This is a genomic window from Promicromonospora sp. NPDC050262 (assembly GCF_040655935.1).
Classification (GTDB): domain Bacteria; phylum Actinomycetota; class Actinomycetes; order Actinomycetales; family Cellulomonadaceae; genus Promicromonospora.
Genome location: NZ_JBFAKX010000015.1, coordinates 31525 through 56448, shown reverse-complemented (window position 1 = coordinate 56448; position 24924 = coordinate 31525). Strand labels below are relative to the sequence as shown.

Genomic DNA, 24924 nt, shown 5'->3' with positions numbered 1-24924 from the left:
CCGCCCGGCGGATCCTGACAGTGGTCTAGCCTTGTCGGAGCAGTGTCCCGACCCGCACGGAGCGCTGCTCCGCCGGGCCCGCAGGGCGCGGGCGGATCGAGTTCGCGGCCAGGTCAGGGGCTATCAGTGAGGGTGACGTTGCGCGACGTGGCGGAACGCGCCGGGGTCTCGTTCAAGACGGTGTCGAACGTGATCAACGGGCACCCGAACGTGCGGCCGGAAACCAGGGAGCGGGTCCAGACGGCCATCGCGGAGCTGCGGTACCGCCCCAACACGTCGGCCCGCAGCCTGCGCCACGGGCGGGCCGGGTTCCTGGCGATCGCGCTGCCGGAGCTCACGTCGCCCTACTTCGCGGGCCTGGCCTCCGAGCTCGCGGCGGCGGCGCGGGCGGTGGGCCAGTCGGTGCTCATCGAGGAGACGTCGGGCGACCTGGCGGGGGAGCGCGCGGTGCTCGACGGCCTGCCCAGCCACCTGGTCGACGGCGTCTTCTTCAGCCCGCTCGTCACCCCGGCCGCGGAGGTCGTCGAGCGGCGGGACGGCACGCCGCTCGTGCTGCTGGGGGAGTACGGCGAGCCGGCGGGCGTGGACCACGTGGGCGTGGACAACGTGGCTGCGGCCCGGGACGTCACGCGGCACCTCCTGGACCTGGGCCGGCGTCGGATCGCGGGGATCGGCCTGCAGAGCGGCGACGGGACCGGGCGGCTGCGCGGCGAGGGCTACCTGGCGGCGCTCGCCGAGGCGGGCGTGGCCGTGGACCCGGACCTCGTGGTCGAGTGCACCGACTACCACCGGGCCAGCGGCGCCGACGCCGTGGCGCAGCTGCTCTCCCGCGGCGTCGACTTCGACGCCGTGTTCTGCTTCAACGACCTGATGGCCCTGGGCGCGCTGCGCGCCCTGCACGACGGCGGGCTACGGGTGCCCGACGACGTGGCCGTCGCCGGCTTCGACGGCATCGAGGACGGCCAGTTCTCCGTGCCGTCGCTGACCACCGTGACGCCTGACCTGCCCCGGCTCGCGGCCGAGGCGGTGCGCCTGGTGATGCGGCGCATCGCCGAGCCGGACGCGCCGGCCGAGCACGTGGTGGTGCCCCACCGGATCACGGCGCGGGAGAGCACCACCGGCGGCCCGCCCGCGGCGTCGTTCCCGGCCTAGACTCTGTGCCATCCGCCGCGGGTGGTACCGGCCGCGGCGGGAGACCTGCCGGAGCGACGTGAGGATCGAACGATGACCGACGAGTGCACGCATCTGGACCAGGTCGCGGTCCTCGAACCCGAGAACAGGGAGGGCTGTCCCGAGTGCCTCGCCCTCGGCGGCACCTGGGTGCACCTGCGCAGCTGTTTGGTGTGCGGGCAGGTGGGCTGCTGCGACTCCTCCCCGGCCAAGCACGCGACCGCCCACTACAAGGAGTCGGGGCACGTGCTCATGCGCTCCGTCGAGCCGGGCGAGGGCTGGGGCTACTGCTACGCCGACGACGCGATGATCTCGTCGTCCACCCTGGGCACCCACAAGTACTGACGGTACGGTCGGGGTGACCGGTCCCCGTCCTCGGAGGCAACGATGAGATCTGGCCTGATCGTGGCCGGCCTGGTGCTCGTCGCCATCGGCTGCGTGTTCACCGTGCAGGGGCTCGGCTACCTCGCCGGCAGCCCGATGACGGGCGTGACGCTGTGGGCGATCGTCGGGCCGATCCTCGCCGTGGTCGGGATCGTGCTGATCGTCGGTGCCGTGCGCAGGGGCCGCTCGGGCTGAGCGGCCCGGCGCCCTCGTTCCTGAGGTGGGTTCAGCAGGCTCCTGGGTACCGTGTGCGCCGCCATACGGTACCCAGGAGCCTGCTGAACGCCGGTCAGTTCTCTGCTGCTGCCGGGGGCAGCACCTTCAGGGCCGTCAGGCCGGGGTCGCCCGGGCGCCACGACGTCGTGATCGCCACGTAGCGGGCCGTGCGGCCGACGTCGAGGGTGGCCTCAGCCCGGCCGGCCCGCAGCGTGCCGACGTCGGTGAACGTGAGCCCGTCGTCGCTCACCGAGACGACCGCGGACGGCGTCCGGCGGCGCGCCCACTCGGCCACCACCGTGCCGATCTCCCGCGGTGCGCCCAGGTCGGTCACCATGCGCCCGTCCCGCCCCGGCACCCACGCCGTGCCGCGGTCGCCGTCCACGGCGTTCGACGGCGACGTCATACCCTCGGGCAGCACCGACGCCGGGAACGTGAGCGTGCTCAGCGCCAGGTCGGCCACGGGGAACGGCGTGCCGTCCGCGAAGCGCACCGTGGTGCCCCGCGGCGTCGCGGCCGCCGGGCGCGTCGCCCCGGTCTCCGCGTGCCGCACCGTCACCGGACCCCGGCCGGTCAGCGTGACGGTGCGGGCGTCCGTGACGTCCACGGTGATGCCCTCCGGCGTGCGCCCGCGGGGCCCGGCCACGGTCGCGCGCGGGGCGAGCACCACGGCATCGCCGGCGGGGATCGCCAGCCCCAGGGCCGACGAGTCCGCGCTGATCGTCTGCTCGCCCGCGAACACGGGCACGGCACCGTCCGTGCCGCGGGGGCTGCTCCCGTGCGGCACCGTGACCGTCGTCGTCACGTCCGCGCCCGTCAGGTTGAACGCGACCAGATAGCCGTCGACCAGGCTCACGCGCACCCCGTCGGCGTCCGCCACCGGGACGGGCCGGGCCGCCTGGGCCGACGTCGCCGCGGCGTCGCCCGGCACCATCTCCACCAGCCGCGGCCCGGCCGCACCGTCCGCCAGCCGGACCACGTGCCGCGTGGCGTCCGCCCGCGACACCGTGATCGGCGCCCCGCTGCCGCGGACGACGAACCCGGCCGAACCCTCGACGTTCAGCCACGGGCCCGCGCTCGACAGCAGCGGCTCGGAGGCGTCGAACGACGCCGCGTCGTGCCAGGTCACACCGTCCAGCGACGCCTGCACCCGGTACCGCTCGCCCGCCGCGGACTCCCACCCGAGCTGCACCCGCGCCACCTGCGTGGGCGCGCCCAGGTCCACCTGGACCCACGAGTCGGGGCGCGTCCGGTCCGCACGGGACACCGCCCAGCGGGTCGTCCCGCTGCCGTCGGTGACGGCGCTCGCGGCCCGGCCCGTGTCGGCGCTCGACGCCGTCGCGGGGCGCCCGGCCGCGACGTCGTCCCCGGCGGGGGAGAACGCGCGCAGGTGATAGAGCGAGTAGCCGTACTGCGGGTGGCCCTGCACACCCTGCATCCGCACGTACCGCGCGGTGACCGGGGCGGGCTCGGACGCCCCCGCGGGCACGAGGTTCAGCGTGTCGAGGCGGGCGACGTTGGCGTCCGCCGGGTCCGGCTCCGGTTCGGCGACGGTGGTGGCGCCCTCCGCCGTCGTATAGGTACGCGACCCGTCCAGCCCGGCGTAGCCGCCCATGGCGAGGTTGCGTACCGACAGGCTCGCGTCGTCCGGCCCCGCGCCCGAGGACGCGTACACCGCCGCGCCCGTCGGGAGCGTGGCCTGGCCCGCGTACCCGTCGCGGATCCGGAACACCGAGGACGTGCCCTCGAAGCCGTCGCGCGGCTGCGTGTACGTGGTCACGTGGCGCTCGGCCACGGTCGCGTTCGAGTCCGGGTAGAGGAACGTCGACGAGCCCGAGGCGTGGAACAGCCACGAGTCGTGCCCCGGCACCCAGGGGAACTTGACGAAGCCCTTGCGGCTCACGGCGCCCGCCCATGACTGCGGCGTCTGCTGCACCGTGAGGCCGGGCACCGCGCCGAAGTCGCGCACGCCGGACAGCCGCTCGAAGAAGACCTCCTGCGGCGTCGGCTCCACGGGACCCCCTGCGGACTCCGCGGCCTCGACGTGCAGCAGGTAGGAGATCGCGATCTCGGCGCGGGCCTCCGGCTCGTACTTGGGCTCGCCCGAGAACTTGGTGAGGCGGTCCACCGGCGCGTACGCCTGGTAGTCCTCCAGCGCCGCGGCGAGGTTCACCTCGGCGCGCGCCGCGTCGGGGTCGCGCAGCACCTGCGCGAGGAACGCCATCGGGATCACGTCGCGCCCGTAGAGGAACTCGCGGTCGCGGACCATGGGCATGAACGGCTCGCCCTGGTCGGACATGACCAGCTTGATGGACTCCCACAGCTCGGCCGAGTTCGGCTGCCGCGTGAGGATCTCCGGCAGCGGCTCGTCGCGCAGCAGGAAGTGGATCGCGTTGCGGGCCCCCGAGCGCCACGAGTCGGACTGGTAGTGCGGCCCGAACGACTCGTGGTTCTCCACGATGTACGTGTCGTGGATGTTGTGCATCGTGTTGGACGAGACCGGCTTGCCCGCGACGACCGCCGGGTTGTTGCGGTCGGCGGTCGGCTGACCTGCGGCGTTGCGGCCCCAGTCGGCGAGCTGCTCGGCCCAGCGGCCGGCGTCGGGATCCTCGGGCGCCCACGCCAGCCCGGGCGCGAGGGCCTGCGTGTAGACGCCGACCTCCTCCTGTGCGGTGTCGCCGCGGTACTTGCCTGCGGGCCACTCGGTGGTCCAGCCGCCCGACAGGGGGTCGTCCGTGAAGTCGAGGTCCGCCGTGTACCGGGACTGGCCGGTCGCGATGGTGGTCAGGTTGGCCTGCGTCGCGGCGTCGAGCTCGTCCCAGAGCAGGGTGCCGGCGGCCAGGAAGTAGGACTGGAACGTCGAGTCCCAGAAGAGCTGACGACCCCAGGTGCCCGCCGGGTCCACGAGGCGGTTGGTCGCGGCGTAGTGCTCGATGGTCGCGAGCGTGTGCTCGCGGAGGATGCCCTCGGGGACGCCGGCCAGGTCGGCGTCGTACTCGCCGTGCGTGAGCAGCACCGCGTTGCCCAGCACCACCGCGAAGTTCATGTCCGTGGCCTGGTAGACGCCCGCCGACTCGTCCCAGACCGTCTCGACCCAGCGCGTGTGCCGCAGAAGCGCCGCGTAGTAGTTCGCGGCGGTCTCGTCGGGGGCGCCGTACGCGGCCTGTGCGGCCGCGGGCGGTCCCGTCCGGGGGCCGGCGGCCTGGGCCGGGGTGATCGCGAGGGTGGCGATCGGCAGGGCCAGGCCGACGACGGCGAGCCCCGCGACCGCTCGGCGGAACGGCGCCCCCGCGCCGGATCGGATGCGGTGGGTGGCCATGGGTTCCTCCCGTGCTGACAGCGCTGTCATGTACCTGCTCCCCGGAGATTACCGCACGGGACGTGCGGGGATCCATGCCCTGATAACTCCCATCAGCGCCCGTGCGGCACGGGCACGCCCGCGGCGCGCAGCTTCGCCTCCACCAGCGCGGTCAGGCGGGCCGACGTCGGCCACTCCTCCTGGCGATGGGTGTTGACCATCCCGTACCGCGCGGCGGTGTCGGGCTGGGCCTCGAACCCGGCCGGCATCGCCAGCAGCTCCCGGCGGGCCAGCAGGTTGGCCGCGACGGCGGAGGCGAGCTCCTCGATCCGGGCGGTGAGCAGCTGCTCGACGTCGGTGAGCGCGGCCGCGAACCGTTCGGCACGGTGTGCGCCGCCGGCGTCGAACGCAGGGTTCGTCGGCTCATGAGCGCTGATGAGGCGATCAACCCTACGTTCGGCGGCTGCGGGTGCTGCTCGGGGCGTCAGACCCCGCGGTCGGGGGCGCCCATGTCGCCCGTGCCCGGGGTGCCCTCGGCGAGACCGTAGAGCAGGTGCACCGTGCCGTTCGGGCTGGTCGCCGGCGGTTCGAGGAGGGTGAGGTTGGAGGGCACCGCGCCGCCGTCGAACACCTTCTTGCCGACGCCGAGCAGGATGGGGTGCACCCACAGGTCGAGTCGGTCGAAGAGCTTCTCGCGCAGCAGGGTCTGTACCAGGTCCAGGCTGCCGACCACCTTGATGTTCTCGTGGCGGTCCCGGATCTCGCGCACCGCGGCGGGCAGGTCCGGGCCGAGCTGCGTGGAGCCGGCCCACGCGAGGTCGGGCGTGCCGCGGGAGGCCACGTACTTGGGCACGCGGTTGAAGAGCTCGGCGATCTCGAAGTCCTGGTCGCCCTCGTGCTGCGGCCAGTAGGCGGCGAAGATGTCGTAGGTGCGCCGGCCGAGCAGCAGGGCGTCGGTGCCCTCGTAGGCCGAGTCGACCTGGGTGCCGGTGACGTCGTCGAGCAGCGGGGCCTGCCAGCCGCCGAACGGGAACCCCTCCGGGTCCTCCTCGGGTCCGCCGGGCGCCTGCGCGACGAGGTCGAGGGTGGCGAACAGCTCGATCTGGATGATGCCCATGGTGTGCTCCCTGATGAGTGGTCTCTGCCTCACCGGGTAGACCTGGGGGAGCGGACGGACTCATCGGCCCACCCGCCGGCCGGTCGCCGTAGGGTGCGGCACTATGACGGTGGTCTGGGTCGAGGTGGACGACGGCGTCCGGCTGCGCACCTGGCAGTCCGGCCCCGCGGAGGTGGCGGGCGCGGGCCGGCCCCCGGTCGTGCTGGTCCACGGCGGGCCGGGGCTCCCGGACTACCTCGAACCCGTCTCCGCCCTGATCGACGACCTGACCCGGGTGTACCGCTACGACCAGCGCGGCACCGGAGGGTCCGGGTGGAGCGGTCGGCACACCGTGGCCCGCCACGTGCGGGACCTCGAGAACCTGATGGACGCGTGGGGCCACGACCGGATGATCCTGGTGGGGCACTCCTACGGGACCGACCTGGTGAGCTTCTTCGCGCTGGCGCACCCGGAGCGCGTCGCCGGAGTGGTCTACCTCTGCGGGCCCTTCGTGGGGCCGTGGCGCGAGCCGACCCGCGTCGCGGAACGGGCGCGTCGCTCGCCCGCCCAGCAGGAACGGCTCGACCGCCTCGAGGCGCTCGCCTCGCGCAGCGACGACGAGGAGGTCGAGTACCTGGCGCTGTCGTGGTTCACCGACCACGCCGACCAGGACAACGCCTGGACGTGGGCGCTGGCGTCCGTTCGCGCGATGCGGCCGATCAACTGGGTGATGAACGCCCAGCTCAACGCCGACAAACGCGTCGACCCGCTGGAGCACGCGATCGACCGGCTGTGCGCGGTGCTGCCCTCCGGTTCGGCGATCATCGGCGGCGCCGGCGACCCGCGCCCCGCCGCGCTCCTGCGCTCGTTGGGCGCCGAGCTGGGGTGCGCGGTGACCATCATCCCCGGGGCCGGACATCACCCCTGGCTGGAGCGGCCGGGGGAGTTCCGGGCGGCGCTGCGGAGCGCCGTCGGGCAGCAGGTACACCCGGTGGACTGAGCCGGACCCGCCGAACGATTCAATTGCAAATGTGCTTTGCAAAAAGCCTTTGCGGTCGTAGCGTGGTCGCATGACCGAGCAAGAGGGCTGGCCACCGCCTTGGTTCGACCCGGAGCGTTACGCGACGCTGACCCCGCACAACGTGCAGGCGCTTGCGCACCCGATCCGGTTCGCCCTGCTCCGGCTGCTGCGCGAGGACGGACCCGCCACGGCGTCGGGCCTGGCGCAGCGGGTGGGCCACTCCAGCGGCGTGACGAGCTACCACCTGCGCACGCTCGCGGACGCCGGGCTCGTGGTCGAGGACGAGGAGCTCGGCAACCGGCGCGACCGCTGGTGGCGGGCCGCGCACGAGAACGTCACCTTCACGTTGCGCGTGCCCGACCAGCAGGGCGACGCCGAGCAGCTCGAGACGGCGGCGCGGTACCTGCGCATGGTCGCCCAGGTGGGGCACGAGCGGGTGCTGGGCTACGTGAACGGTCTGCCCGAGCGGGGCGAGGAGGTCCGTGAGCTGCCCTGGCAGCTCGGCTACATCGACCTGTCGCTCACGTACGCCGAGGCCCGCGAGCTCACGGCGCGCGTGGTCGAGGCCGTCGCCGCGTTCCGCCGGGACCAGTCGGGCCGCGCCCGCGGCCCGGGAGGCCCGGACACGGACGGGCCGGAGCGACACCGGGCGGTCTTCCAGTACCAGCTCCTGCCGGACGACGACGAGGGCGGCACGGGGGCACCCGCGTGACGGCCGCCGAGCCGACGACGGCCGAGATCGCGGCGGCGCGCCGTCGGCTTCCGCTGGCCGCGGTGCTGGCGGCCTACGTCGTCTCCGTGACCTGCACGGCCGTGTCGGCCATCGCGATCCCGTGGTTCGTGCTCACCACCACGGGGAGCGCGGCCCAGACGGGGCTCGTCGTGACGGCCGAGATGGCGCCGTACGTGCTGATGCAGGCCACCGCCGGTCCTGCGGTGGAGCGGTTCGGGCCGCGACGGTCGAGCTGGACGGCCAACCTGGCCGCCGGCGTGGCGCTGCTCGTCGTCCCCGTGCTGTACGTCAACGGGCACCTCGGGTTCGGGGCGTTGCTCGTGGTCATCGCATGTGCCGGCGCGTTCCGGGGCGTGGCCGACTGCGGCAGCGCGCCGCTCGTCCCCGCCGTCGCCCGCCTGGCCGGAGTGCCGCTCGAACGGGCGGCCGGGCTGCACGCCTCGGCCAGCCAGGGCGGCCAGCTCGTCGGCGCGCCGATCGCCGCCGTCCTCCTGACCGTGATCTCCCCGCCGACGGTCCTGATCGTGAGCGGGGGAGCGTTCTTCGTCGCCGCGATGCTGGTCGCGCTGTGCGTCCCGCGCACCGTGGGCGCACCGGCGGCGGGGGACGACGTCGCGGACCCCTACCTGCGCCGACTCGGCGCCGGCCTCGCCTTCCTCGCGCGCGACCGGGTGCTGCTGGGGGTGGTCGTGATGGTCGCCGTCGGCAACCTGCTGAACGCCGGGCTGGCCAGCGTCTATCTCCCGTCCTGGGTGCGGGAGCACGAGCTACCGGTGGCCGCCGTCGGCACCGTGGCCGGCGGGTTCTCCCTGGGCGCCCTGGCGGGGAGCCTGGTCGGGGCGTGGGTGGCGCCGCGGGTGAACCGCTGGGCGCTGTACTCCTTCGGGTTCCTGCTCGGCGGCGCGCCGTGGTTCCTCGCGCTCGCGGTGAGTGACGAGGTGGTGCCCGTGCTGGCGGTGGTGGTGCTCTGCGGGCTCGCGATGGGTGGCATCAATCCCGTGCTGGGCGCGGTGCAGTACGAGCGCATCCCGACGGAGATGCTGCCCAGGGTGCTGGGCGCGGTGAAGTCGCTGGCGTGGCTGGGGCTGCCGCTCGGGCCGCTGGTGGCGGGCGTGCTCGTCGACGGGGTCGGGCTGGTGCCCACGCTCTGGGCCGTGGGGGTGGCGTACGCGGTGCTGGCGCTGACGCCGTTCGTGGTGCCGTCGTTCCGGCTGCTCAGCTCCGCCGGCCGAGAAGGAAGATCAGTGCCCAGATGACCGCCAGGGTGAGGGCGATGATGACCGCGCTCCAGAGGGGGTAGTAGGGCAGGAAGGCGAAGTTCACGATGCTCGCCAGGATCGCGAGGGCGAGCCCTGCGACGTACGCCCAGGTCTGCTTGCGCAGAACGCCGAGGCCCGCGGCGAACGCGGCGGCGCCCACGCTGATGTGGATCCAGCCCCAGGTCGTCACGTCGAGCTCGTAGATGTACTCGACGCTGACCATGGCCGACGTGTCCGCCGCCAGGGCCGCGATCCCCTGGAGGATCTGGAACAGGGCCGCCAGGACGAGCATCGTCCCTGCGAAGCCCGACGAGGTGACCGCCACCGACGTCGGCGGGCCGTAGCCGGCGACCGGGGTCAGCCCGGGGTACGGGTCGGATCCGGGGGCGTACTTGCCGGACATGTTGGCTCCTTGCCGAGGGCACCTGCGGTGAGTCTCCTCATCTCAGCGCCGTGGTGGCCCCCGTACCCTCACCCGTTCCTGGTGAACCTCAGACCCGTCCGGACGCCGACGCCGGCCGCACGCCGAACCACTGCTCGGCGTCCCACGCCTCGAACCGGCCCTCCTCGACGAACCCCAGCCGCGCCGCGAGGCGCATCGAGCGTTCGTTGGCGGACTGCGTGACCAGCACGACCGGCTCGTCCGGGACCGCGCCGGCGAACCAGTCGAGTGCCGCCGCGCAGGCCTCGGCGGCGTACCCCTGCCCCCATGCCTCCGGGAGGAACAGGTAGCCCAGCTCGACCTTCCCGACGGCCGGGCCGACCAGATAGTCCCCGTTGCGCCGGTCGAGCTGGACCAGCCCGATCATCGCTCCGTCGAGGTCGACGACGAACTGGCCCGGGTGCGCCCTCGGCACCGCGGGGATGGTCCGCTCGAGCTCGTCACGCGGCTGAGCCCCGCCGATGTACGCGCCTACCTCGGGGGAGGCGCTCAGCTCGATGACTGCCGCGCGGTCCGTGGCGGTGGGCTCCCGGAGCAGGAGCCGCTCGGTCCTGATGGGGGCGGGTGGCCAGGTGATGGGTCCGAGGTCTGCCATCTGCGCAGACTAGCGAGGGTGGGTTCCCGGGCCCACGGTTCAGGGCTTCAGGCAGCGTCGCGCCGTACCGGCATGAGGAGGACGACGGCGTCCGGACCGTGTACCGCCGCGAGGCGCATCGCGTCGCGCTCGCCGACCGTCAGCAGCAGGTCGGCGTCGCCGAACGAACGGACGGCGTCGGCGAGAAACGCCCGGTCGAAGGCGACGGTGCCCGGCGCCTCACCGACGCGGACCTCCGCGGGGTCGAGGCTGATCAGCACCAGGTCGCCCCGCCGTCGGCCGTCCGCCTCGCTCCCGACGTCGGACCGCAGGACCCGCTCCAGGAGGTCCGGCGCAGGCACGGTCACACCGACCGCGACCGGCCGCGCGTCCCCCGGCCAGGACCCGTGCGCCGCGAGAAGTGCCTGGTAGTCGGGGTACAGCGCATCGATCGGCGCGCCGTCCAGGCCGCCGAGCGCGATCTGGTGCGCGGCCAGGGACACGTCGACCCGCGACGTCTCCGCGCGGTCCAGGAAGGCGTCCACGACCGCGACCGGCACGATGACGCGCGCCGCCGGGCCCGACACGTCTGCCACCGGCACTCCGGCGACGGCCATGCGGTGGCGGTCGGTGGCGACGAGCCGGAGGCCGGCGTCGTCGACGTCGAACAGGACGCCGCGCAGCGCCGGCCAGCCGGCGTCCTCGCTCACGGCGTGCCGGACGGCGCGGAGCGCGGCGCGCAGCGCGGCGTCGTCGACCGTGAGGCTGGTGGTCGCCGCCAGCAGCTCGCGTACGTCGGCGAGGTGGGCGGACGCCGTGGCGAGCTCGGCCTCCAGGCGGCGCTGGTGCGCGTCGACGACCCGGCGGGCCGTGACGGGGTCGCTCGTGATGACGCGGCAGATGTCGGCGACCGGCATGCCCGTCTGGCGCATCCGGGCGACCAGCCTGCCGCGTTCCACCTGGTCCGGCGCGTACCAGCGGTAGCCGGTGGCGGAGTCCACGTGCGCGGGACGGAGCAGGCCTGCGGCGTCGTAGTAGCGCAGGGCGCTGACGGGGAGGCCCGAGGCGCGCGAGAACGCGCCGACGGTCAGCATCGTTGCGGGGTGCACGGGTACAGCATCGACCCTCGACCCACTTCAGGGTCCAGCCGGGTCACGACGCGCGAGCAGCCGGGTGGCCGCCAGCGCGCACAGCCCGAGGGCGGCTGCGCAGCAGCCCAGTGCGACGCCGGGGGAGACTCGCTCGGCGAGCGCGCCGAGCAGATTGTTGGACACCACCACCGGCGCGAGCTGCACCAGCGCCGTCCACGCCTGGACCCGCGCCAGGTGGGTGCGGGGTGCGCTGCCCAGCACGAACGGCCCCAGGTGCGCGACGGCGACGCCCGTCCCCGCCCCGACGACGACGGCCGCGCCGGCCACCAGAGCCGGCGCGCTCCCGGAGGCGAGCAACGCCACGCCGCCCGCCGTCGCGGCCAGCCCCAGCGCCACGGCCCGCCCGGTCCGCCGCGCCGTCCCGGTCCGGGCCACGACGAGCGCCGCGCCGATCGACCCCGCCGCCTGCGCGGCGACCACGACCCCCGTCGCTCCGGCGCCCCACCCGGACGCCTGCCCGAGCAGGGGCACGAGCAGCGACGACACCGGCAGCACGACGGCGGCCACGGCGCCCGTCAGCCCGAGCGCCGCCGCGAGGCCCCGCGTCCGGGCGACCACACGGGCGCCGTCGGACAGGGAGCGCCAGAACGGCTCCGTGGAGGGGCCGACGCCGCGCGCGGGCCGGATCGCCGCGAGGACGAGCAGGACGACGGCGAAGCCGGCGGCGTCGGCGACCGCGATCGCGGGCAGACCCACGGTGGCGACCAGGACGCCGCCGAGCGGGGCGCCGGCGAGCAGCACGGCTTGGCTCAGGCCCTGGCGCAGGGCCATCGCGTGGGGGAGCGCGGCGTCGTCCACGAGGCGGCGCGGCATCGAGCCGAGGGCGGGCAGGGAGAACGCCGAGACCACGCCGGAGGCGAGGCCGGCGGCGGCGAGGAGCCACGGCGTCGGGCCGGTGGAGCGGAGCGCGACGGCGAGGGCGAGGCAGACCGCGACCATGACGGACTCGGTGCACAGGAGCAGGCGTCGGGCGCCGACCCGGTCCGCGACCGAGCCGCCCACCAGCACCAGGAGCAGCCGCGGCAGGCCGGACGCCGTCAGGACGAGCGCGGCCACCTGGCCGCCGTGCGACGCCGCGGCCCAGCCCAGGGCGAACCAGAGGACCGAGCTGCCGAGCTGGCTGAGGGTGCTCGCGGCGAGGAAGGCGAGCCAGGAATGGGGGAGCTTGACGGGCATGGCCGGGAGCCTGGGGGATCGAGCGGGTCGAGGGTCAACGGGCGGTCTTCTCGGGCGCGTGCCTGCGCTCAGGGTGCTGCCCGTGCCGGACTAGGATCGAGTGTGCGACTGTTCGAGAACCTGACCGCGACGCAGCGTCCTGCCTGGCCCGAGCTGCAGAGGCTCGTCGAGGAGGCGGCGGTGACCGCCGAGGTCCTGGCCCCTGACGACGCGACCAGCCGGCGCACGCTCGAACAGCTCCAGGTGACGACGGGGTCGTTTCTCGGTGCTGTCGTCGTGCATACCGGCGGGCTGCTGATCGACCACGGGTGGCTGCGGGTGTACGGGAGCCCGGACGACGTCGGCGCCCTGCCCGGGCTGGCCGCGGTGAACGAGTTCCCCCTCGTGCCTGAGGCGTCCTGGTACGCGGCGCACGGGCTCGTCGTCGCGCACGACGTGCTCGGCGGGACGTACGTGCTCAACGGGCCGCACCCCGGATCGGTCGGGAGGCCGGGAAGTCCTGGCGAGATGACCTATCTCGCTCCCGACACGCTCCAGTGGGAGCCGCTGGAGGCGGGCTACGCGGCGTGGCTCACGTGGGTGCTCGACGGCGGGCTGGCCGACTTCACGGAGGGCCTGCGGTGGGACGGCTGGGACGCCGAGACCCGCGGCCTGAGCGGGGACAGCGGGTTGAACTTCTACCCGCCGCTGTGGTCGAAGGAGGCGCACGAGGATCTTGGCGCCACGAGCCGGGCGGTGGTGCCGATGTCCGAGCTGGTCGGGATGGCACGGTCTACCGCTGCGCAGATCGACGACGTCGACCTGGGGGAGCTGGGGACGTTCGGCTGACTGTTGTCGGGTACCGATAAGGTCCCTGGTCATGCCGCCGTCTCGGTTCCGTCGACACCTGACCCTCTGGCTGATCGTGGGACCGGCATGGGTGCTCGGGGTCGCCCTGGCGTTCGCGCTCGTCGCCGCCGGCGCCTCCATGACGATCGACAGTTGGCGGGCGACGCACGGTGGGATCATGGGCGAGTTCACCACGTCCGGTCCCGAGTGCTTCAGGCGCTGCACCTGGAACGACGGTGAGTTCCGGTCCTACGACGGAACCTACGAGATCGCCGACGCGAGTCTCTGGAGCTTGGGCGGCGGCGACCGGCCGCGGGCGACAGGAGTGACGGTGTACCCCGTCGTCGTCGCACCTGGTGGCGAAAACGTCTACTACCCCGACGACAAGACCTGGATGTTCGCGTGGCTCATGTCGGCCGCGGGTCCGATCGTGTGCTGGCTGGTCGTCGCCCGGGCACGCGGTTTCAGGGACAGACTGCTCGAACGCGCCGGTTGAGCGGTCGGCGTATGGCTGGTCCGGCCCGGCCGCGGACCCAGTAGCCTCGCGCCATGAGTCTGGGCGTGCTGTACGTCGTGGTGACGGCTGCCGGAGCGACCCGGCAGGTGCCGTCCCGGCTCCTGCCGCTGGCCGCCGAGCAGGGCTGGGACGTGCACGTCCTGGCCACCGAGCAGGCGCTGAGCACCTTTCCCGAGACGATGCGGCAGATCGCGGAGGCCACGGGACGCCCGGTGCGGACGGACTTCCACACGGCGGTCGGCTACTCGCTGCCCGATCCGGACGTCGTGGTCGTGGCGCCGGCGACCTACAACACGATCACCAAGTGGGCGCTGGGTATCGCGGATACCTACGTCCTGACCCGCCTGGCCGAACAGGTCGGCCGGGGCGTCCCGATCACCGTGGCGCCGTATACCAACATCAGGTTCGCCGCCCACCCGACCTATCAGGGGAGTCTGACCACCCTCAAGGAGTGGGGCGTGAACGTGGTGATCGGCCCGAGCGAGCCGCACGAGCCGGGCGATGGGGCGGCGGACGACTTTCCGTGGGACGAGATCCTCACGACGGTGGCTCGACCGCCTGGATCCTAGGAACCGCGGCGTGAGCGCGCAGGTCAGAGTCTGGTGTCTGCGGCACGCCGAGTCCGAGAACGTCACCGCGGCGCTCGCGGGCGCGCTACCGAACGCGCCACTGACCGAGCGCGGACACGAGCAGTCCCTCCGAGTCGCGGGAACTCTGGCCGACGAGCCCATCCGGGGTGTGTACGCCAGCACCGCCGTCCGGGCGTACGAGACGGCGCGACCGTTGGCCGCTGAACGCGACCTCCCGGTCTTGGTTGTGCCCGGGCTGGTCGAGATGGGTATCGGGCGGTACGAGGGCAGCGGCGACCCGGCTGTCCGGGCACGAACCGGGCAGGTACTCCGCTCCTGGGTTGTCGACGGCGACCTCGACGAGCGGGTCGCCGACGGCGAGAGCGGACACGAGGTCCTCGCCCGGACGACGACCGCTTTCCAGCGCATTGCCGAACGGCACTCCGGCGCGACGGTCGCCGTCGTCGGCCACGTCGGCAGCCTGACTCTCGCGCTGGGCGGGCTGTGCGGGCTCGGGCCGTCGGTGTGGGGAGCGCCGCTGGCTCATGCTGAGCCGTTCCTCGTCGAGTGGGACGGGAAGTGGAGCTGCACGGCTTGGCCGGCTTGAGCCTTCGTCGTCGCGTTGCTCCGGCCGGCGGTCACGGTGTCACGTGTCGTAGATGCCGTCCCATGGCTCGGAGAATCCGAGCTGGTCCGGGTAGAGCTCCGCCCAGTTGTCCTCGGTCTCGTCGTCGCCGTGCTGCTCGATCACCAGGCCGAAGGAGACCTGGTCGAACTCGACCTGGAACGGGCGGATCGCGATATCCGCGTACTCAAGCCCCGGGAGTGCCTCAAGGAGTCGGGCGATCCTCCCGGTTCCCGCTGTGGCACCACGGGGCGCGGGCCTCATTCCGATCGGCGCTCAGCGCACGACGGGCCCGGGAACCTGTGTTCCCGGGCCCGGTCTGTGCGGCTGGTCAGGGCCGCTGGTCAGCGCGGCCTGTCAGTCGCGGGTGAGCGCCTCCCACTTGGTCATGCGCGCCCGCAGGTCGATCAGCTCGCCGTTGGTCGAGAACGTGCCGTCGCCGCGGTGGTGGACCTCGGCGCCCACGGGGACGGCCGGATCGATCCACGCCCGCTCGACCCGCAGCAGCCACAGGTCGTGGTCGTCCACGAGGCGGTCGTCGGCCACGGTGCACTCGACGTTGGCGAAGCACTCCGTGACGAGCGGAGCCCGGACCGTGGCCGCGGGCGCCGGGGTCAGGCCGAAGCGGTCCCACTTGTCGACGTCGGTGCCCGACACGTTGCCGATGTCGACGACCGTCTCGAGGATGTCGCGGCCGGGGATGCCGATGACGCACTCACCGGTGTCCCGGAGCGCCTCGTACGAGTGGTCCCACGGCCCGACGACGAGAGCGATCGTCGCGGAGTGCCGTACCGGCATGTTGAACCCGTTGGTCATCAGGTTCGCGCGGTGCCCGTCGAAGGTCGAGACCAGCACGACGGGCCCGGGCTCGAACAGGCGATGGACCTTGTCCAGCGGATACGGCGTGAATCGGTCGTCCATGACGAGGCCTCAGATGATCTGCTGCGTGGGCAGGATCGTGATCTCGGTGAGGTTCACGTGCTTCGGCAGGCCCGCCACGAACGCGACGGTCTCGGCGACGTCCTGGGACTGCAGCACGTCGATCTGCTCGATCAGGTCGGCCATGAGGCCGCTCGCGTCGGGGTCGGTCACGTGGTCGGGCAGCTCGGTGTCGACCATGCCGGGCTCGACGGTCGACACGCGGATGTTCTTGCGGCCGAGCTCCGTGCGCAGCAGGCGGGTGATGTGGCTGACGTAGGCCTTGGTGCCCGAGTAGACCTGGAACTTCTCCAGGATCCGCGTCGCGGCGATGGACGAGGTGGTCACGAGGTCTGCCGTCCGGCCGGCCGCCGCAGCGGTCTCCAGGTCAGGCAGGAACGCCTGGATCGTGTTCATGACGCCCTTGATGTTCAGGTCGATCTGGGCGTCCCAGTCCTCGACCTTCAGGTCGCTGATCGAGGCGATGAGCTGGACGCCGGCGTTCGCGAACACGAGGTCCGCCCCGCCGAGCTCGTCCCGGACCCGCTCGGCGGCGGCCAGGACCTGTGCGCGGTCGGTGACGTCGGTCGGCACCGCGATCGCCGTGCCGCCCTTCTCCTGGATCCGTGCCACGACGGCGTCGAGCCGGTCGCCTCGCCGGGCGAGCAGGGCAACCTTCGCACCGAGTGCGGCGAACGTCTCCGCGGTGGCCTCGCCGATGCCGCTGGATGCGCCCGTGATGACCGCCACGCGTCCGTCGAGGGCCCCGGGGATGATGATTCCGCTCATGGTGATGACTCCTTGTCTGGTGCTACCGCCCCTCGTTCGGGGGCACATCCAGATTCACGCCCGGGCCCACGGCGAACCAGGCCGCCAGTTTCCTAGCAGTGCCGCAGCCAGGGTGCGCGGACGAGCGGTACCTGTCGGCCGCCGATACGGCGTTCAGCCGGGCAGGTGATCGAGCAGCGGCAGCAGGCGCGACGTCGCCGGACGAGGCGTGGCGACACGCAGCAGGAGGCCGTCGTGCCGTGCCGTCCGGCGGTCGAAGGTCAGCTCGCCGAGGTCGGGGTGGCGCACCACGTAGGTGTCCACCAGCCGCTGGCGCACGCGCAGACCGCCCCACAGGGCGTCGAAGCGCGGGCTCTCCTCCCTGAGGTCACGGACGGCGGCCTGTGCTGCCTCCCGGGTGCGCTCCGTGCCGATCCCGTCGAGCAGCGCCGCCACCACGTCGTACTCCTCGTGCCGGCGGTTCACGAAGAACGTCGCGGCCGCCGGGTCGCGGAACACCATGCGGCCGACGTCGGATCGGCTGGCGAAGGGGAGATGGAGGGACCGCCACCGCCGGTTCGCGTCGACGACGAGCAGGCCGCCGTCCAGGACGACGGCCGGTTCGTGCTCCGGGAGCGGCAGGACCGGTCGGGCGTTCGGGGCATGCACGGTCGGCACGCTAGCCGCGCCACGCCGGACGAGCCTGGCCCTGCTCCTGCCTGGCGCACGCGGGTGCACGGGGGCACGCGGTGCGCCCGGCGCGTGCTCAGCCGGTGACCAGGCCGTCCTGCGTCGCGGTCGCCGGCAGCGCGGCCAGCTCGTGGAACGCCCGCTCGCCGGCGCTCGCCGGCTCGGCGCGGTAGACGACGAGCTGGTGCCCGGGCAGGGCGGAGACCTCGAAGGCGTCGAAGTCGATCACGAACTCACCGACGGCCGGGTGCCGGAGCGTCTTCTGGTCGTGGGTCTTGGGCTCCACCTCGTGCGCGGCCCACAGCTCGGAGAAGTACGCGCTGCCGGTGGTGAGCCGGTCCAGGAGCTCCTTGCGGCGCGCTGTGCCGGCGTAGAGGCCGGAGGTGGCCCGCAGGTTGGCCACGCATCCGGTGGCCGCGCGTTCCCAGTCGGCGTAGAAGGCGTGGCCCTCGGGGTCGAGGAAGACCATCTCGACCAGGTTCCGCGTCGTGGAGAACGGCTCGAACATGGCGGTCGCGAGCCGGTTCATCGCCACGATGTCGAGCAGCGGGTCGAGCACGAAGCACGCTGCTCCGGGCCAGCGCTCCATCAGGCGCGTGAGGGTGGCGTCGACCGGCTCCGGGGCCTCGGCGAGCTCCGGGACCCACGCGATCTGCGCGAGCCCGTAGGCGTAGCGCCGCTCGTGGACGGTGAGGTCCAGGGAGTGGGCGAGGGCGTCCAGCACCTGTGCCGACGGGTTCGTCTCCCGCCCCTGCTCGAGCCGCGTGTAGTAGTCCACGCTCACCCCGGCGAGCAGGGCGACCTCGTCCCGGCGGAGGCCCGGGACGCGTCGTCGTCCCGAGGAGGGGAAGGGCAGCGCCTCGACGGAGGCCGCAGCCCGCTTGGCCCGGAGGAAATCGCCCAGCTCGCTCACGTTCGCTCCCATCGGACGGGCGACGGTCGCGGCGTTCTGTGAACCTCCGCATGGAGGGTGTCGCACGGTGGTACCTGACTGCGAGACGATCCTAACGCGCTCCTGTTGCCGAACCGTTACCACCTGGTTCGGTCGCGGTCAGCACGGATCGAGGAGTCCCGGCACCGCCGGGCGATGGGTCGCCGTGCGCTTCCTAGGTGCGCGGCGGCCTGGTTCGGCATCGGGAGACCCGCCGAGCATGGGGGCAGTCCACCCGACCGGAAGGAAGCCCCCATGAACTCCCTGCCCGCCGACGCCGTCTCGAACCACGTCCTGCGCAGCGCCTTCGACGACCGCCGCCGGATCCTCGTGAAGGGCGCGTACGTCGTCACGATGGATCCGGCGGTGCCCGACCTGCCCCGAGGTGACGTGCTGATCGAGGGCAGCCGGATCGCGTCGGTGGGGCCGGACCTCTCCGCCCAGGGCGCGGAGGACGGCGCCCTGGTCATCGACGCGGAAGGGTCGATCGTGGCGCCCGGCCTGGTGGACACGCACCGGCACGCCTGGGAGGCGACGCTCCGGCGCAGCATCCCCGACGTGAACGACCTCGGTGAGTACGTCGTGTCGACGCTCAGCGGCGTCGCCCCGGTGCTCGACCCGGAGGACGTGTACACGGGCACCCGCCTGGCCGCCCTCACCGCGCTGGACAGCGGGATCACCTGCATGCTCGACTTCGCGCACAACTCCCGCTCCGCGGAGCACTCCGACCGTGCCATCGCGGCGCTGGCCGACTCGGGGATCCGCGGGGTGCACGCGTCGATGGGCCCGCACTTCGGCGACTGGGACCACCAGTGGCCGGCCGATCTGACCCGGCTGCGCTCCACCTATTTCGCGAGCGACGACCAGCTGCTCACCCTGCGCGTCGCGGCGCTCGCGACGGACGAGATCGCCGGGCCCGAGATCGCGTACGGTCCCCGGCTCGCAGGGGTCGCGCGGGAGCTCGGCATCGGCGTGAGCGTCGACGCCGTCTTCGGCGAGCCCTCCTCCCGCGCGGTGCTGGAGTGGGCGCGCCAGGGCATCCTCGGCCCGAGCACCACGCTGATCCACGCCACGGGTCTGACGACGGAGGCGTGGCAGGCCATGGGCGACGCCGGGGCGACCGTCGCGCTCGCTCCGACATCCGAGGCGCAGATCGGCCTGGAGACCGCGATCCCCGCCGTCGACGAGGCGCTGGCGGTCGGGATCCGCCCGGGGCTGAGCATCGACGTCGAGGTCGCCCTCGCGAGCGACATGTTCACCCAGATGCGCGCGCTGCTCGCGATCCAGCGGATGCGGGCGGTCAACGCCGCCTACGGCACCACCGACGAGGTGCGGCGCATCACCGCGCGCGACGTGCTCGACCTCGCGACGCTCCAGGGCGCCCGGACCAACGGGCTCGACCACGTGACCGGCTCCGTCACGCCCGGCAAGCAGGCCGACCTGATCCTGGTCGACGCCGAGGCGGTCAACAACATGCCCCTCAACGACGCCGTCGGCACCCTCGTGCTCGGCAGCGACCCGCGCAACGTCCGGGCCGTGTTCGTCGGCGGACGCGCGCGCAAGTGGGACGGCGAGCTCGTCGACGTGGACCTCGGCGAGCTGCGGCGCAGCGTGCACGCGTCCCGCGCGGGGATCCTCGCACGGGCCGGCGAGGCCGCGGCGGCACTCTCCGTGCCCGGCCGGCCGTGAGCGAACGGTAGAGCGACTTCGATGCACACCCTTGAACTCGTGGCCGCCGTGGTGGTGGCCGTGCTCGCCGGCGCCTGGCTCTCCCGCCGGTTTCGCCTGAGCGAACCCGTCGTCCTGCTCGCCGTCGGCGTGCTGATCGGCCTCACCCCGCTGGGCGACGCCGAGCTGTCACCCCACGTCGTGCTGTTCCTGTTCCTCCCGGCACTGCTGTACTGGGAGGCCCTGAACTCCTCGGTCCACCTGATCCGCAGCAACCTGCGGGCCATCACGCTCCAGGCGACCCTCCTGGTCATCGCCACGGCCGCGGCGGTCGCGGCCGTCGCCCACCTGCTGGGACTGCCCTGGCCCATCGGGCTCGTGCTCGGTGCGGTCCTCGCCCCGACCGACGCGGTAGCGGTCTCCGCCGTCTCCGGCTCGCTGCCGCGTCGCACGCTCACCGTGCTGCGCACCGAGAGCCTCCTGAACGACGGCACGGCCCTCGTCCTGCTGGCGGTCACCCTGGAGTTCCTCGTCGAGGGGCAGCCGCTGTCCGTCGGCGGCACCGCGCTGCGCCTGGCGGAGTCCTTCGGGGGCGGCATCGCGATCGGCGCCGCCGTCGCCTACCTGCTCGTCCCGCTACGGCGCCGGCTGGGCGAGCCGATCCTGCACAGCGGTCTGAGCGTCGCCACCCCGATGCTGGCATTCCTGCCGGCCGAGCTCCTCCATGTCTCCGGGGTGCTGGCGGTCGTCACGTGCGGGCTGCTCACGAGCCGTATCGCACCACGCCACATCGAGGCGCAGGCCCGCCGCCAGTCGTACGCGTTCTGGGAGGTGACGGCGTTCCTCCTCAACGGCGCCCTGTTCGTCCTCATCGGCACCCAGATCCCCGGCGTCGTGGGCGGCCTGTCCTCCACCGGTCTACGGGACGCGACGGTGATCGCGGTCCTGGTGGCACTGACCGTCATCGTCGTCCGCCTCGCCTGGTTCTACACGGTGCCGTACGTCGTGCGGGCCCTCGACCGCCGTGCCGCCCAGCGTTCCCTGCGCATCAGCCCCCGCGAGCGGCTACCCATCGCCTGGGCAGGTATGCGCGGCGCGATCTCGCTGGCCGCCGCGCTCACCGTCCCGGTCGCGACCGCCTCGGGCGAGCCGATCGAGCAGCGCGACGCGATCGTCTTCATCACCGCCGTCACCGTCACGCTGACCCTCGTGCTGCTCGGCCCGACCCTCCCTCTCGTCACCCGGGCCGTCCGGCTGCCCGCCGACCACGAGGGGGCCCGCGAGGCGGAGCTCGTGCGGCAACGGATCGCAGCCCGGGTCCAGCGCGAGCTCCCGGCGCTGCTGGAGCAGTTCCCTGCCCCGCGCGCCGCCAGCGGAATCGCCGAGGAGTCGTATCTCCCGGAGCAGGAGACCGACGATCCCTCTGCTGCGCGCGCGCTGCGCACCGCCGTGCTCGACGTCAAACGGGACGAGCTCGGTCGGATCCGGGCCGAGGGAACCCTGGACGACGACGTCCTGCGCGCGGAGGAGAGCGCCCTGGACGCCGAGGCCGTGCACGTGTCGCACGTGACGCAGGCCCCGTGACCGACCCACGCACCAGACGGGTGCGGCCCACCCGCATCCGACGACATCTCAAGGAATGGAGCGACAAGTGACCGAGCAGATCGACGGACCGTTCGTGCTGACCGGTGCGACCGTCATGAGGACGCCGAGCACACCCGCTCGTGACGCCCTGTACGTCTCGGCGGGTGTCCTCGCCGCAGAGCCGCCGGACGACGACACCGAGGTGGTCGACGCGAGGGGCGCGTACGCGGTCCCGCTCATGGTGGACAGCGCCGTGGCACAACGCCCCGCATCGCAGCGGGGTAGCTACGACCTGGTGCCCGGCAACCGCGCCACATTCGCCCTGGTACGCCGTGCCGTCGGCGAGTCGCAGATCCGTCGCATGCTCGTGGTCCATCCCGCGGACCTGGCCGCGGTGTACGTGTCCGGCCACCTGGAGGCGCACGACGGACGACCGACGCGCCCCGCGGGCGTGGACCTGGCAGACCCGGCCGTCGGGGAGACGTGGGTCGGCACGTGGGTGGACCCGGGCCGGGGGCTGGAGCAGCACCTGACAGCCGACGGACGCTACTCGGAGACCCGGAACGGGCGGCCAGACGCCTACACGGGTCGCTACTGGGTTCGCGACGACCGGATCACGTACCTCGACGACTCGGGGTTCTGGGCCTTCGGCGAGCTGCTGGACGGCACGCTGCACCACGCGGGGTTCGTGATGACCCGGCGGTGACGGGTGTTCAGGCGGCGCCCGGCTCGACACGACCGGGCGTCCGCCGCAGCCAGTACCACCCGAGCACGACGCACACGAGGCCGTTGAGCACCCCGACGACGACGTCGCTCGGATAGTGCATCCCCCGGTACAGCCGGGAGCAGACGACGAGCAGGGGCAGCACGAACAGCACGACGGTCACGCTCACGCGCAACCACGCGTTCCCGATCCGCTGGGCCATCAGCGCCAAAGAGACGTAGAGCGCCATCGAGGCGCCGGAGTGGCCGCTCGGGAAGCTTGAGGTAGGCGGTGCCGGGTCGAGCTGCTCCACCTCGGGGCGTTCGGCGCTCACGACGAGCGCCGCCAGCATGAAGACCGCCGCCTGGACGGCGACCGCGATCGCCGGGACCACCGCGTACCACCACTGCCGGGTACGCCACCAGACGACGCCGGACACGACGAGGCAGATCCCTATGATCGTCTCGGTGGTCCCCAACACGCTCCACACCTCGGTGAGGGTGTCGAGGGCCGCCGTGCGCTGCTGGACGAACCACTCGCTGACCGCGGTCTCCCGCTCTCTGAGCCCTGCCAGCGGGCCGGTGAGCAGGAGCCCGAGCCCGACGACGACGGCCCACCACACCGCTGCCGGGACCCCGACACGAAGGCCGAGGTCGCGCCGCACCTCGCGCCCTCCAGGTGCCGACGGGTCGTCCGCCCACCGATCGAGGTCGAGCATCAGGACGCCGTACCGTGCTCGCGGCGCGGCGTCGACCAGTGCCGGTAGGCGAGGTACGACGCCAGCACGAAACCGACCCCGAAGAGAACGCCGGCCAGCACGTCGGAGGGGTAGTGGACGCCGAGCATGACCCGGTCGACCGCTGTGGCGGCAGTGAGCACCGCCGCCCCCGCCACCGCAGCGACCCGCACGACCCGCGACCTGAGCGACGGCCACACGAGCACCACCAGTGCCGTGGTCATCGCCGCCGTGTTCGCGGCGTGCCCCGACGGGAACGAGAAGCCGCCCGCGCTCTCCACCGGCTGGTCCAGCACCGGTCGCGTGCGTCGCACGAGCTCCTTCAGCAGGTTGGACAGCCCCCAGGCCGCAAGGATCGTCGAGACCGCCCACCATGTGCGCGTGGCGTTGCCGGTGCGCCACCAGTAGACGAGGCAGATCGCGACGACGGGTATGAGCAGGTGCGCCGCGAGGAAGACCCACTGCCAGACGACGAGCGCGCGCAGCAGCTCGGGGTGCGCTGCGGAGAACGCTGTTCCGGCGGTCACGGCCCGCTGGTCGAGCTGGACGAGCGGGGGCCACTGTTCGCGCACGAGAAGGGCGATGACGACGACGGCGACGCCGGTCGCGACACCGGTCAGCACGGCGCGTACGAGGCGGCGTGCGCGACATGCGGTCGATCGCGCTGCCCCGGCGGTCTGCGGACCGCGCCCGGGAGTGCGGTGCGGTGCGGGCCTCATGTCGACACGCTGCCACAGGGCGTCTCCACTGGCGCGTCGTGACGCATGCGGCGGAGGCGTCTGGTGTGGCACCGTCATTGTTCACCTGGCAGGAGCACACGCAGGTACCGGCGCCGATAGATGCGCTGAGCAACCAGGATCACCGGAAAGGCACCGCGCCAAACACCCCGGCCGGCACGCGTGAGGGAACGCAGCGTCAGGCTCACGGTCCCGTCGTCGTCCTGGTGGACGATGAACGCTTCCTCCCCGGAGACCGGGTGACCTTCCAGGGTTCCGTAGGCGAGTGCGGCGCGGTTGTCGGTCGAGACCGTCGTGATGATCTCGACGGGCTCTCGCACACGGATGACGCCGATTCGGGCGATAAGCCAGTAACGCTCGCCTGGACGAGCCGACTGCCCCGGTTCAAGCGGCGGGTCGACGGCGAAGCCGCTGCGGGTCTTGATGCCCCAGGAGAGGACTGCCGCCGAAGCCGCGTCCCAGAGCTCATCCCCGGAGCCGATCTGGACGGTGTGCTCGTATGCCCGCCATCCGGCGGGTGGATGCCACTGCTTTGTGGCGGGTGCTGTGGCGCCCACGACGGAGTAGTTGCGGGTGCGTCGGCTGAGGTGGTGCTCGACGAGACCGACAAGGTCATCAGGGTCGCCGCCCGCACCGGCGATGGCGGTTCTCACCGCGAGCTCCTCGGCAGCGGTGAGGGCAAAGGCCGCGCTCGTGCCGGTGTCGTTCGCGTCCCAGATGAACTTCCCGTCGGTGCCGATCCCCGTACAGCAGATGCTGAACGGCGCGAGCGCCAGAGCGATCTCGAAGTCCTGATCGACGCGTGGGTCGAGCGTGAGTGAGATGTCGCTGCGCGGGTTCGCCAAGAGACGGCGTTCGGCAAGCCGGACGGTTGCGCGAAGGTCCGCGGGCCAGTCGTCGTCGGAGGCGATGTCGACCTGGAGGAGCGCCAACCGGTCGCGCTGAGCTGTCAGGGCGCTTCGGATCGCGACCTCAACCGTCGCTCGTGCAACGCCGTCGTTCACGCCGAGCCAGCGTGCGCCGTCCTTCTCTGCAGTTCTGCCCACGTCGCACATCCTTCCGCACTGCGATCGCAGCGCGGAGTCGCTGTCCCGCCCAGTCGAAACCGTCGACGTACGCGGCGAGCGTGG

General features: G+C 72.9%; 28 protein-coding genes. 13 read left to right on the top strand and 15 right to left on the bottom strand.

Annotation, left to right across the window (positions count from 1 at the left end; translation table 11 throughout):
* The first annotated feature begins 126 nt into the window (after positions 1-126).
* The 3 genes from AB0I29_RS20820 to AB0I29_RS20810 all read left to right on the top strand — a co-directional run bounded on the left by AB0I29_RS20820 (position 127) and on the right by AB0I29_RS20810 (position 1749).
* A complete protein-coding gene (locus tag AB0I29_RS20820; protein WP_357485275.1) occupies positions 127-1152 on the top strand; it encodes a LacI family DNA-binding transcriptional regulator in 1026 nt (341 codons plus the stop codon).
* A 72-nt stretch (positions 1153-1224) separates the two neighbouring features.
* Entirely contained in the window at positions 1225-1515 is a 291-nt protein-coding gene (locus AB0I29_RS20815) for a UBP-type zinc finger domain-containing protein (protein ID WP_285100744.1), read from the top strand.
* Positions 1516-1557: 42 nt separating this feature from the next.
* Positions 1558-1749, top strand: a complete 192-nt coding sequence (locus tag AB0I29_RS20810) for a hypothetical protein (protein ID WP_357485266.1) — start codon at positions 1558-1560, stop codon at positions 1747-1749.
* A 94-nt stretch (positions 1750-1843) separates the two neighbouring features.
* On the opposite strand, the gene AB0I29_RS20805 is transcribed toward AB0I29_RS20810, so the two are convergent.
* The 3 genes from AB0I29_RS20805 to AB0I29_RS20795 form a co-directional block, all read right to left on the bottom strand.
* On the bottom strand, positions 1844-5089 hold the full coding sequence (locus tag AB0I29_RS20805; RefSeq protein ID WP_357485261.1) for a discoidin domain-containing protein: 3246 nt from the start codon (positions 5087-5089) through the stop codon (positions 1844-1846).
* A 92-nt stretch (positions 5090-5181) separates the two neighbouring features.
* The gene (locus tag AB0I29_RS20800; protein WP_357485256.1) at positions 5182-5337 is read right to left on the bottom strand and encodes a hypothetical protein; all 156 of its coding nucleotides are present in this window, start codon (positions 5335-5337) and stop codon (positions 5182-5184) included.
* Between the two features lie 215 nt (positions 5338-5552).
* The gene (locus AB0I29_RS20795; RefSeq protein ID WP_357485251.1) at positions 5553-6185 is read right to left on the bottom strand and encodes a dihydrofolate reductase family protein; all 633 of its coding nucleotides are present in this window, start codon (positions 6183-6185) and stop codon (positions 5553-5555) included.
* A 103-nt stretch (positions 6186-6288) separates the two neighbouring features.
* On the opposite strand from AB0I29_RS20795, the gene AB0I29_RS20790 reads away from it, so the two are divergent.
* The 3 genes from AB0I29_RS20790 to AB0I29_RS20780 all read left to right on the top strand — a co-directional run bounded on the left by AB0I29_RS20790 (position 6289) and on the right by AB0I29_RS20780 (position 9174).
* Positions 6289-7164, top strand: coding sequence for an alpha/beta hydrolase (locus tag AB0I29_RS20790; RefSeq protein ID WP_357485246.1), 876 nt, complete (start codon positions 6289-6291; stop codon positions 7162-7164).
* Positions 7165-7234: 70 nt separating this feature from the next.
* Entirely contained in the window at positions 7235-7897 is a 663-nt protein-coding gene (locus tag AB0I29_RS20785) for a helix-turn-helix domain-containing protein (protein WP_357485241.1), read from the top strand.
* Positions 7894-9174 carry an MFS transporter gene (locus AB0I29_RS20780; protein WP_357485236.1) on the top strand — a complete coding sequence of 427 codons (1281 nt, stop codon included), beginning with the start codon at positions 7894-7896 and terminating at the stop codon, positions 9172-9174. The genes AB0I29_RS20785 and AB0I29_RS20780 overlap by 4 nt, the downstream gene beginning before the upstream one ends.
* On the opposite strand, the gene AB0I29_RS20775 is transcribed toward AB0I29_RS20780, so the two are convergent.
* From AB0I29_RS20775 to AB0I29_RS20760, 4 genes are all read right to left on the bottom strand, one after another.
* The gene (locus tag AB0I29_RS20775) at positions 9134-9580 is read right to left on the bottom strand and encodes a hypothetical protein (protein WP_285100737.1); all 447 of its coding nucleotides are present in this window, start codon (positions 9578-9580) and stop codon (positions 9134-9136) included. The two genes, AB0I29_RS20780 and AB0I29_RS20775, sit on opposite strands and share 41 nt — an antisense overlap.
* A gap of 88 nt (positions 9581-9668) precedes the next feature.
* Positions 9669-10214: a GNAT family N-acetyltransferase gene (locus AB0I29_RS20770; protein WP_357485228.1), complete on the bottom strand. Its 546-nt coding sequence runs from the start codon at positions 10212-10214 to the stop codon at positions 9669-9671.
* Positions 10215-10261: 47 nt separating this feature from the next.
* A complete protein-coding gene (locus tag AB0I29_RS20765; RefSeq protein ID WP_357485224.1) occupies positions 10262-11302 on the bottom strand; it encodes a MerR family transcriptional regulator in 1041 nt (346 codons plus the stop codon).
* A 27-nt stretch (positions 11303-11329) separates the two neighbouring features.
* Complete coding sequence (locus AB0I29_RS20760) at positions 11330-12520, bottom strand: MFS transporter (protein ID WP_357485220.1); 1191 nt, start codon at positions 12518-12520, stop codon at positions 11330-11332.
* 102 nt (positions 12521-12622) lie between these two features.
* On the opposite strand from AB0I29_RS20760, the gene AB0I29_RS20755 reads away from it, so the two are divergent.
* The 4 genes from AB0I29_RS20755 (at position 12623) to AB0I29_RS20740 (ending at position 15041) form a co-directional block, all read left to right on the top strand.
* A complete protein-coding gene (locus tag AB0I29_RS20755; protein ID WP_285100733.1) occupies positions 12623-13348 on the top strand; it encodes a DUF2625 family protein in 726 nt (241 codons plus the stop codon).
* A gap of 178 nt (positions 13349-13526) precedes the next feature.
* A complete protein-coding gene (locus AB0I29_RS20750; protein WP_357485212.1) occupies positions 13527-13844 on the top strand; it encodes a hypothetical protein in 318 nt (105 codons plus the stop codon).
* 53 nt (positions 13845-13897) lie between these two features.
* Complete coding sequence (locus AB0I29_RS20745; RefSeq protein ID WP_357485207.1) at positions 13898-14434, top strand: flavoprotein; 537 nt, start codon at positions 13898-13900, stop codon at positions 14432-14434.
* Positions 14435-14444: 10 nt separating this feature from the next.
* Positions 14445-15041, top strand: a complete 597-nt coding sequence (locus tag AB0I29_RS20740; protein ID WP_357485202.1) for a histidine phosphatase family protein — start codon at positions 14445-14447, stop codon at positions 15039-15041.
* Positions 15042-15080: 39 nt separating this feature from the next.
* Here AB0I29_RS20740 and AB0I29_RS20735 read toward each other — a convergent pair whose 3' ends face one another.
* The 5 genes from AB0I29_RS20735 to AB0I29_RS20715 all read right to left on the bottom strand — a co-directional run bounded on the left by AB0I29_RS20735 (position 15081) and on the right by AB0I29_RS20715 (position 18348).
* A complete protein-coding gene (locus AB0I29_RS20735; protein WP_357485197.1) occupies positions 15081-15323 on the bottom strand; it encodes a hypothetical protein in 243 nt (80 codons plus the stop codon).
* Between the two features lie 93 nt (positions 15324-15416).
* A complete protein-coding gene (locus AB0I29_RS20730; protein ID WP_357485192.1) occupies positions 15417-15980 on the bottom strand; it encodes a flavin reductase family protein in 564 nt (187 codons plus the stop codon).
* 9 nt (positions 15981-15989) lie between these two features.
* Positions 15990-16766: an SDR family oxidoreductase gene (locus tag AB0I29_RS20725; protein ID WP_357485187.1), complete on the bottom strand. Its 777-nt coding sequence runs from the start codon at positions 16764-16766 to the stop codon at positions 15990-15992.
* Between the two features lie 153 nt (positions 16767-16919).
* Complete coding sequence (locus AB0I29_RS20720) at positions 16920-17414, bottom strand: hypothetical protein (protein ID WP_357485182.1); 495 nt, start codon at positions 17412-17414, stop codon at positions 16920-16922.
* Between the two features lie 97 nt (positions 17415-17511).
* Positions 17512-18348 (bottom strand): helix-turn-helix transcriptional regulator, encoded by an 837-nt coding sequence (locus AB0I29_RS20715; RefSeq protein ID WP_357485178.1) that lies wholly within the window; start codon positions 18346-18348, stop codon positions 17512-17514.
* Positions 18349-18621: 273 nt separating this feature from the next.
* On the opposite strand from AB0I29_RS20715, the gene AB0I29_RS20710 reads away from it, so the two are divergent.
* The 3 genes from AB0I29_RS20710 (at position 18622) to AB0I29_RS20700 (ending at position 22324) form a co-directional block, all read left to right on the top strand.
* Positions 18622-20055 (top strand): amidohydrolase family protein, encoded by a 1434-nt coding sequence (locus AB0I29_RS20710; RefSeq protein WP_357485173.1) that lies wholly within the window; start codon positions 18622-18624, stop codon positions 20053-20055.
* Between the two features lie 21 nt (positions 20056-20076).
* Complete coding sequence (locus AB0I29_RS20705) at positions 20077-21618, top strand: Na+/H+ antiporter (RefSeq protein WP_357485169.1); 1542 nt, start codon at positions 20077-20079, stop codon at positions 21616-21618.
* Positions 21619-21685: 67 nt separating this feature from the next.
* Positions 21686-22324: an Atu4866 domain-containing protein gene (locus AB0I29_RS20700; RefSeq protein ID WP_357485165.1), complete on the top strand. Its 639-nt coding sequence runs from the start codon at positions 21686-21688 to the stop codon at positions 22322-22324.
* A 7-nt stretch (positions 22325-22331) separates the two neighbouring features.
* Here the strand turns inward: AB0I29_RS20700 and AB0I29_RS20695 are convergent, their stop codons facing one another.
* The 3 genes from AB0I29_RS20695 to AB0I29_RS20685 form a co-directional block, all read right to left on the bottom strand.
* Entirely contained in the window at positions 22332-23039 is a 708-nt protein-coding gene (locus AB0I29_RS20695; RefSeq protein ID WP_357485161.1) for a phosphatase PAP2 family protein, read from the bottom strand.
* On the bottom strand, positions 23039-23680 hold the full coding sequence (locus AB0I29_RS20690) for a phosphatase PAP2 family protein (RefSeq protein WP_357485157.1): 642 nt from the start codon (positions 23678-23680) through the stop codon (positions 23039-23041). The genes AB0I29_RS20695 and AB0I29_RS20690 overlap by 1 nt, the downstream gene beginning before the upstream one ends.
* A 170-nt stretch (positions 23681-23850) precedes the next feature.
* On the bottom strand, positions 23851-24840 hold the full coding sequence (locus AB0I29_RS20685; RefSeq protein WP_357485152.1) for a DUF1990 domain-containing protein: 990 nt from the start codon (positions 24838-24840) through the stop codon (positions 23851-23853).
* Positions 24841-24924 lie beyond the last annotated feature (84 nt).

Excerpts from the sequence above, each read along its gene's own strand:
- AB0I29_RS20750 (WP_357485212.1), top strand. The coding sequence starts at position 13,527 with ATGGGCGAGTTCACCACGTCCGGTCCCGAGTGCTTCAGGCGCTGCACC.
- AB0I29_RS20805 (WP_357485261.1), bottom strand. The coding sequence starts at position 5,089 with ATGGCCACCCACCGCATCCGATCCGGCGCGGGGGCGCCGTTCCGCCGA.
- AB0I29_RS20775 (WP_285100737.1), bottom strand. The coding sequence starts at position 9,580 with ATGTCCGGCAAGTACGCCCCCGGATCCGACCCGTACCCCGGGCTGACC.
- AB0I29_RS20810 (WP_357485266.1), top strand. The coding sequence starts at position 1,558 with ATGAGATCTGGCCTGATCGTGGCCGGCCTGGTGCTCGTCGCCATCGGC.
- AB0I29_RS20800 (WP_357485256.1), bottom strand. The coding sequence starts at position 5,337 with ATGCCGGCCGGGTTCGAGGCCCAGCCCGACACCGCCGCGCGGTACGGG.
- AB0I29_RS20730 (WP_357485192.1), bottom strand. The coding sequence starts at position 15,980 with ATGGACGACCGATTCACGCCGTATCCGCTGGACAAGGTCCATCGCCTG.
- AB0I29_RS20815 (WP_285100744.1), top strand. The coding sequence starts at position 1,225 with ATGACCGACGAGTGCACGCATCTGGACCAGGTCGCGGTCCTCGAACCC.
- AB0I29_RS20710 (WP_357485173.1), top strand. The coding sequence starts at position 18,622 with ATGAACTCCCTGCCCGCCGACGCCGTCTCGAACCACGTCCTGCGCAGC.
- AB0I29_RS20790 (WP_357485246.1), top strand. The coding sequence starts at position 6,289 with ATGACGGTGGTCTGGGTCGAGGTGGACGACGGCGTCCGGCTGCGCACC.
- AB0I29_RS20770 (WP_357485228.1), bottom strand. The coding sequence starts at position 10,214 with ATGGCAGACCTCGGACCCATCACCTGGCCACCCGCCCCCATCAGGACC.
- AB0I29_RS20725 (WP_357485187.1), bottom strand. The coding sequence starts at position 16,766 with ATGAGCGGAATCATCATCCCCGGGGCCCTCGACGGACGCGTGGCGGTC.
- AB0I29_RS20705 (WP_357485169.1), top strand. The coding sequence starts at position 20,077 with ATGCACACCCTTGAACTCGTGGCCGCCGTGGTGGTGGCCGTGCTCGCC.
- AB0I29_RS20760 (WP_357485220.1), bottom strand. The coding sequence starts at position 12,520 with ATGCCCGTCAAGCTCCCCCATTCCTGGCTCGCCTTCCTCGCCGCGAGC.
- AB0I29_RS20795 (WP_357485251.1), bottom strand. The coding sequence starts at position 6,185 with ATGGGCATCATCCAGATCGAGCTGTTCGCCACCCTCGACCTCGTCGCG.
- AB0I29_RS20695 (WP_357485161.1), bottom strand. The coding sequence starts at position 23,039 with ATGCTCGACCTCGATCGGTGGGCGGACGACCCGTCGGCACCTGGAGGG.
- AB0I29_RS20745 (WP_357485207.1), top strand. The coding sequence starts at position 13,898 with ATGAGTCTGGGCGTGCTGTACGTCGTGGTGACGGCTGCCGGAGCGACC.
- AB0I29_RS20785 (WP_357485241.1), top strand. The coding sequence starts at position 7,235 with ATGACCGAGCAAGAGGGCTGGCCACCGCCTTGGTTCGACCCGGAGCGT.
- AB0I29_RS20735 (WP_357485197.1), bottom strand. The coding sequence starts at position 15,323 with ATGAGGCCCGCGCCCCGTGGTGCCACAGCGGGAACCGGGAGGATCGCC.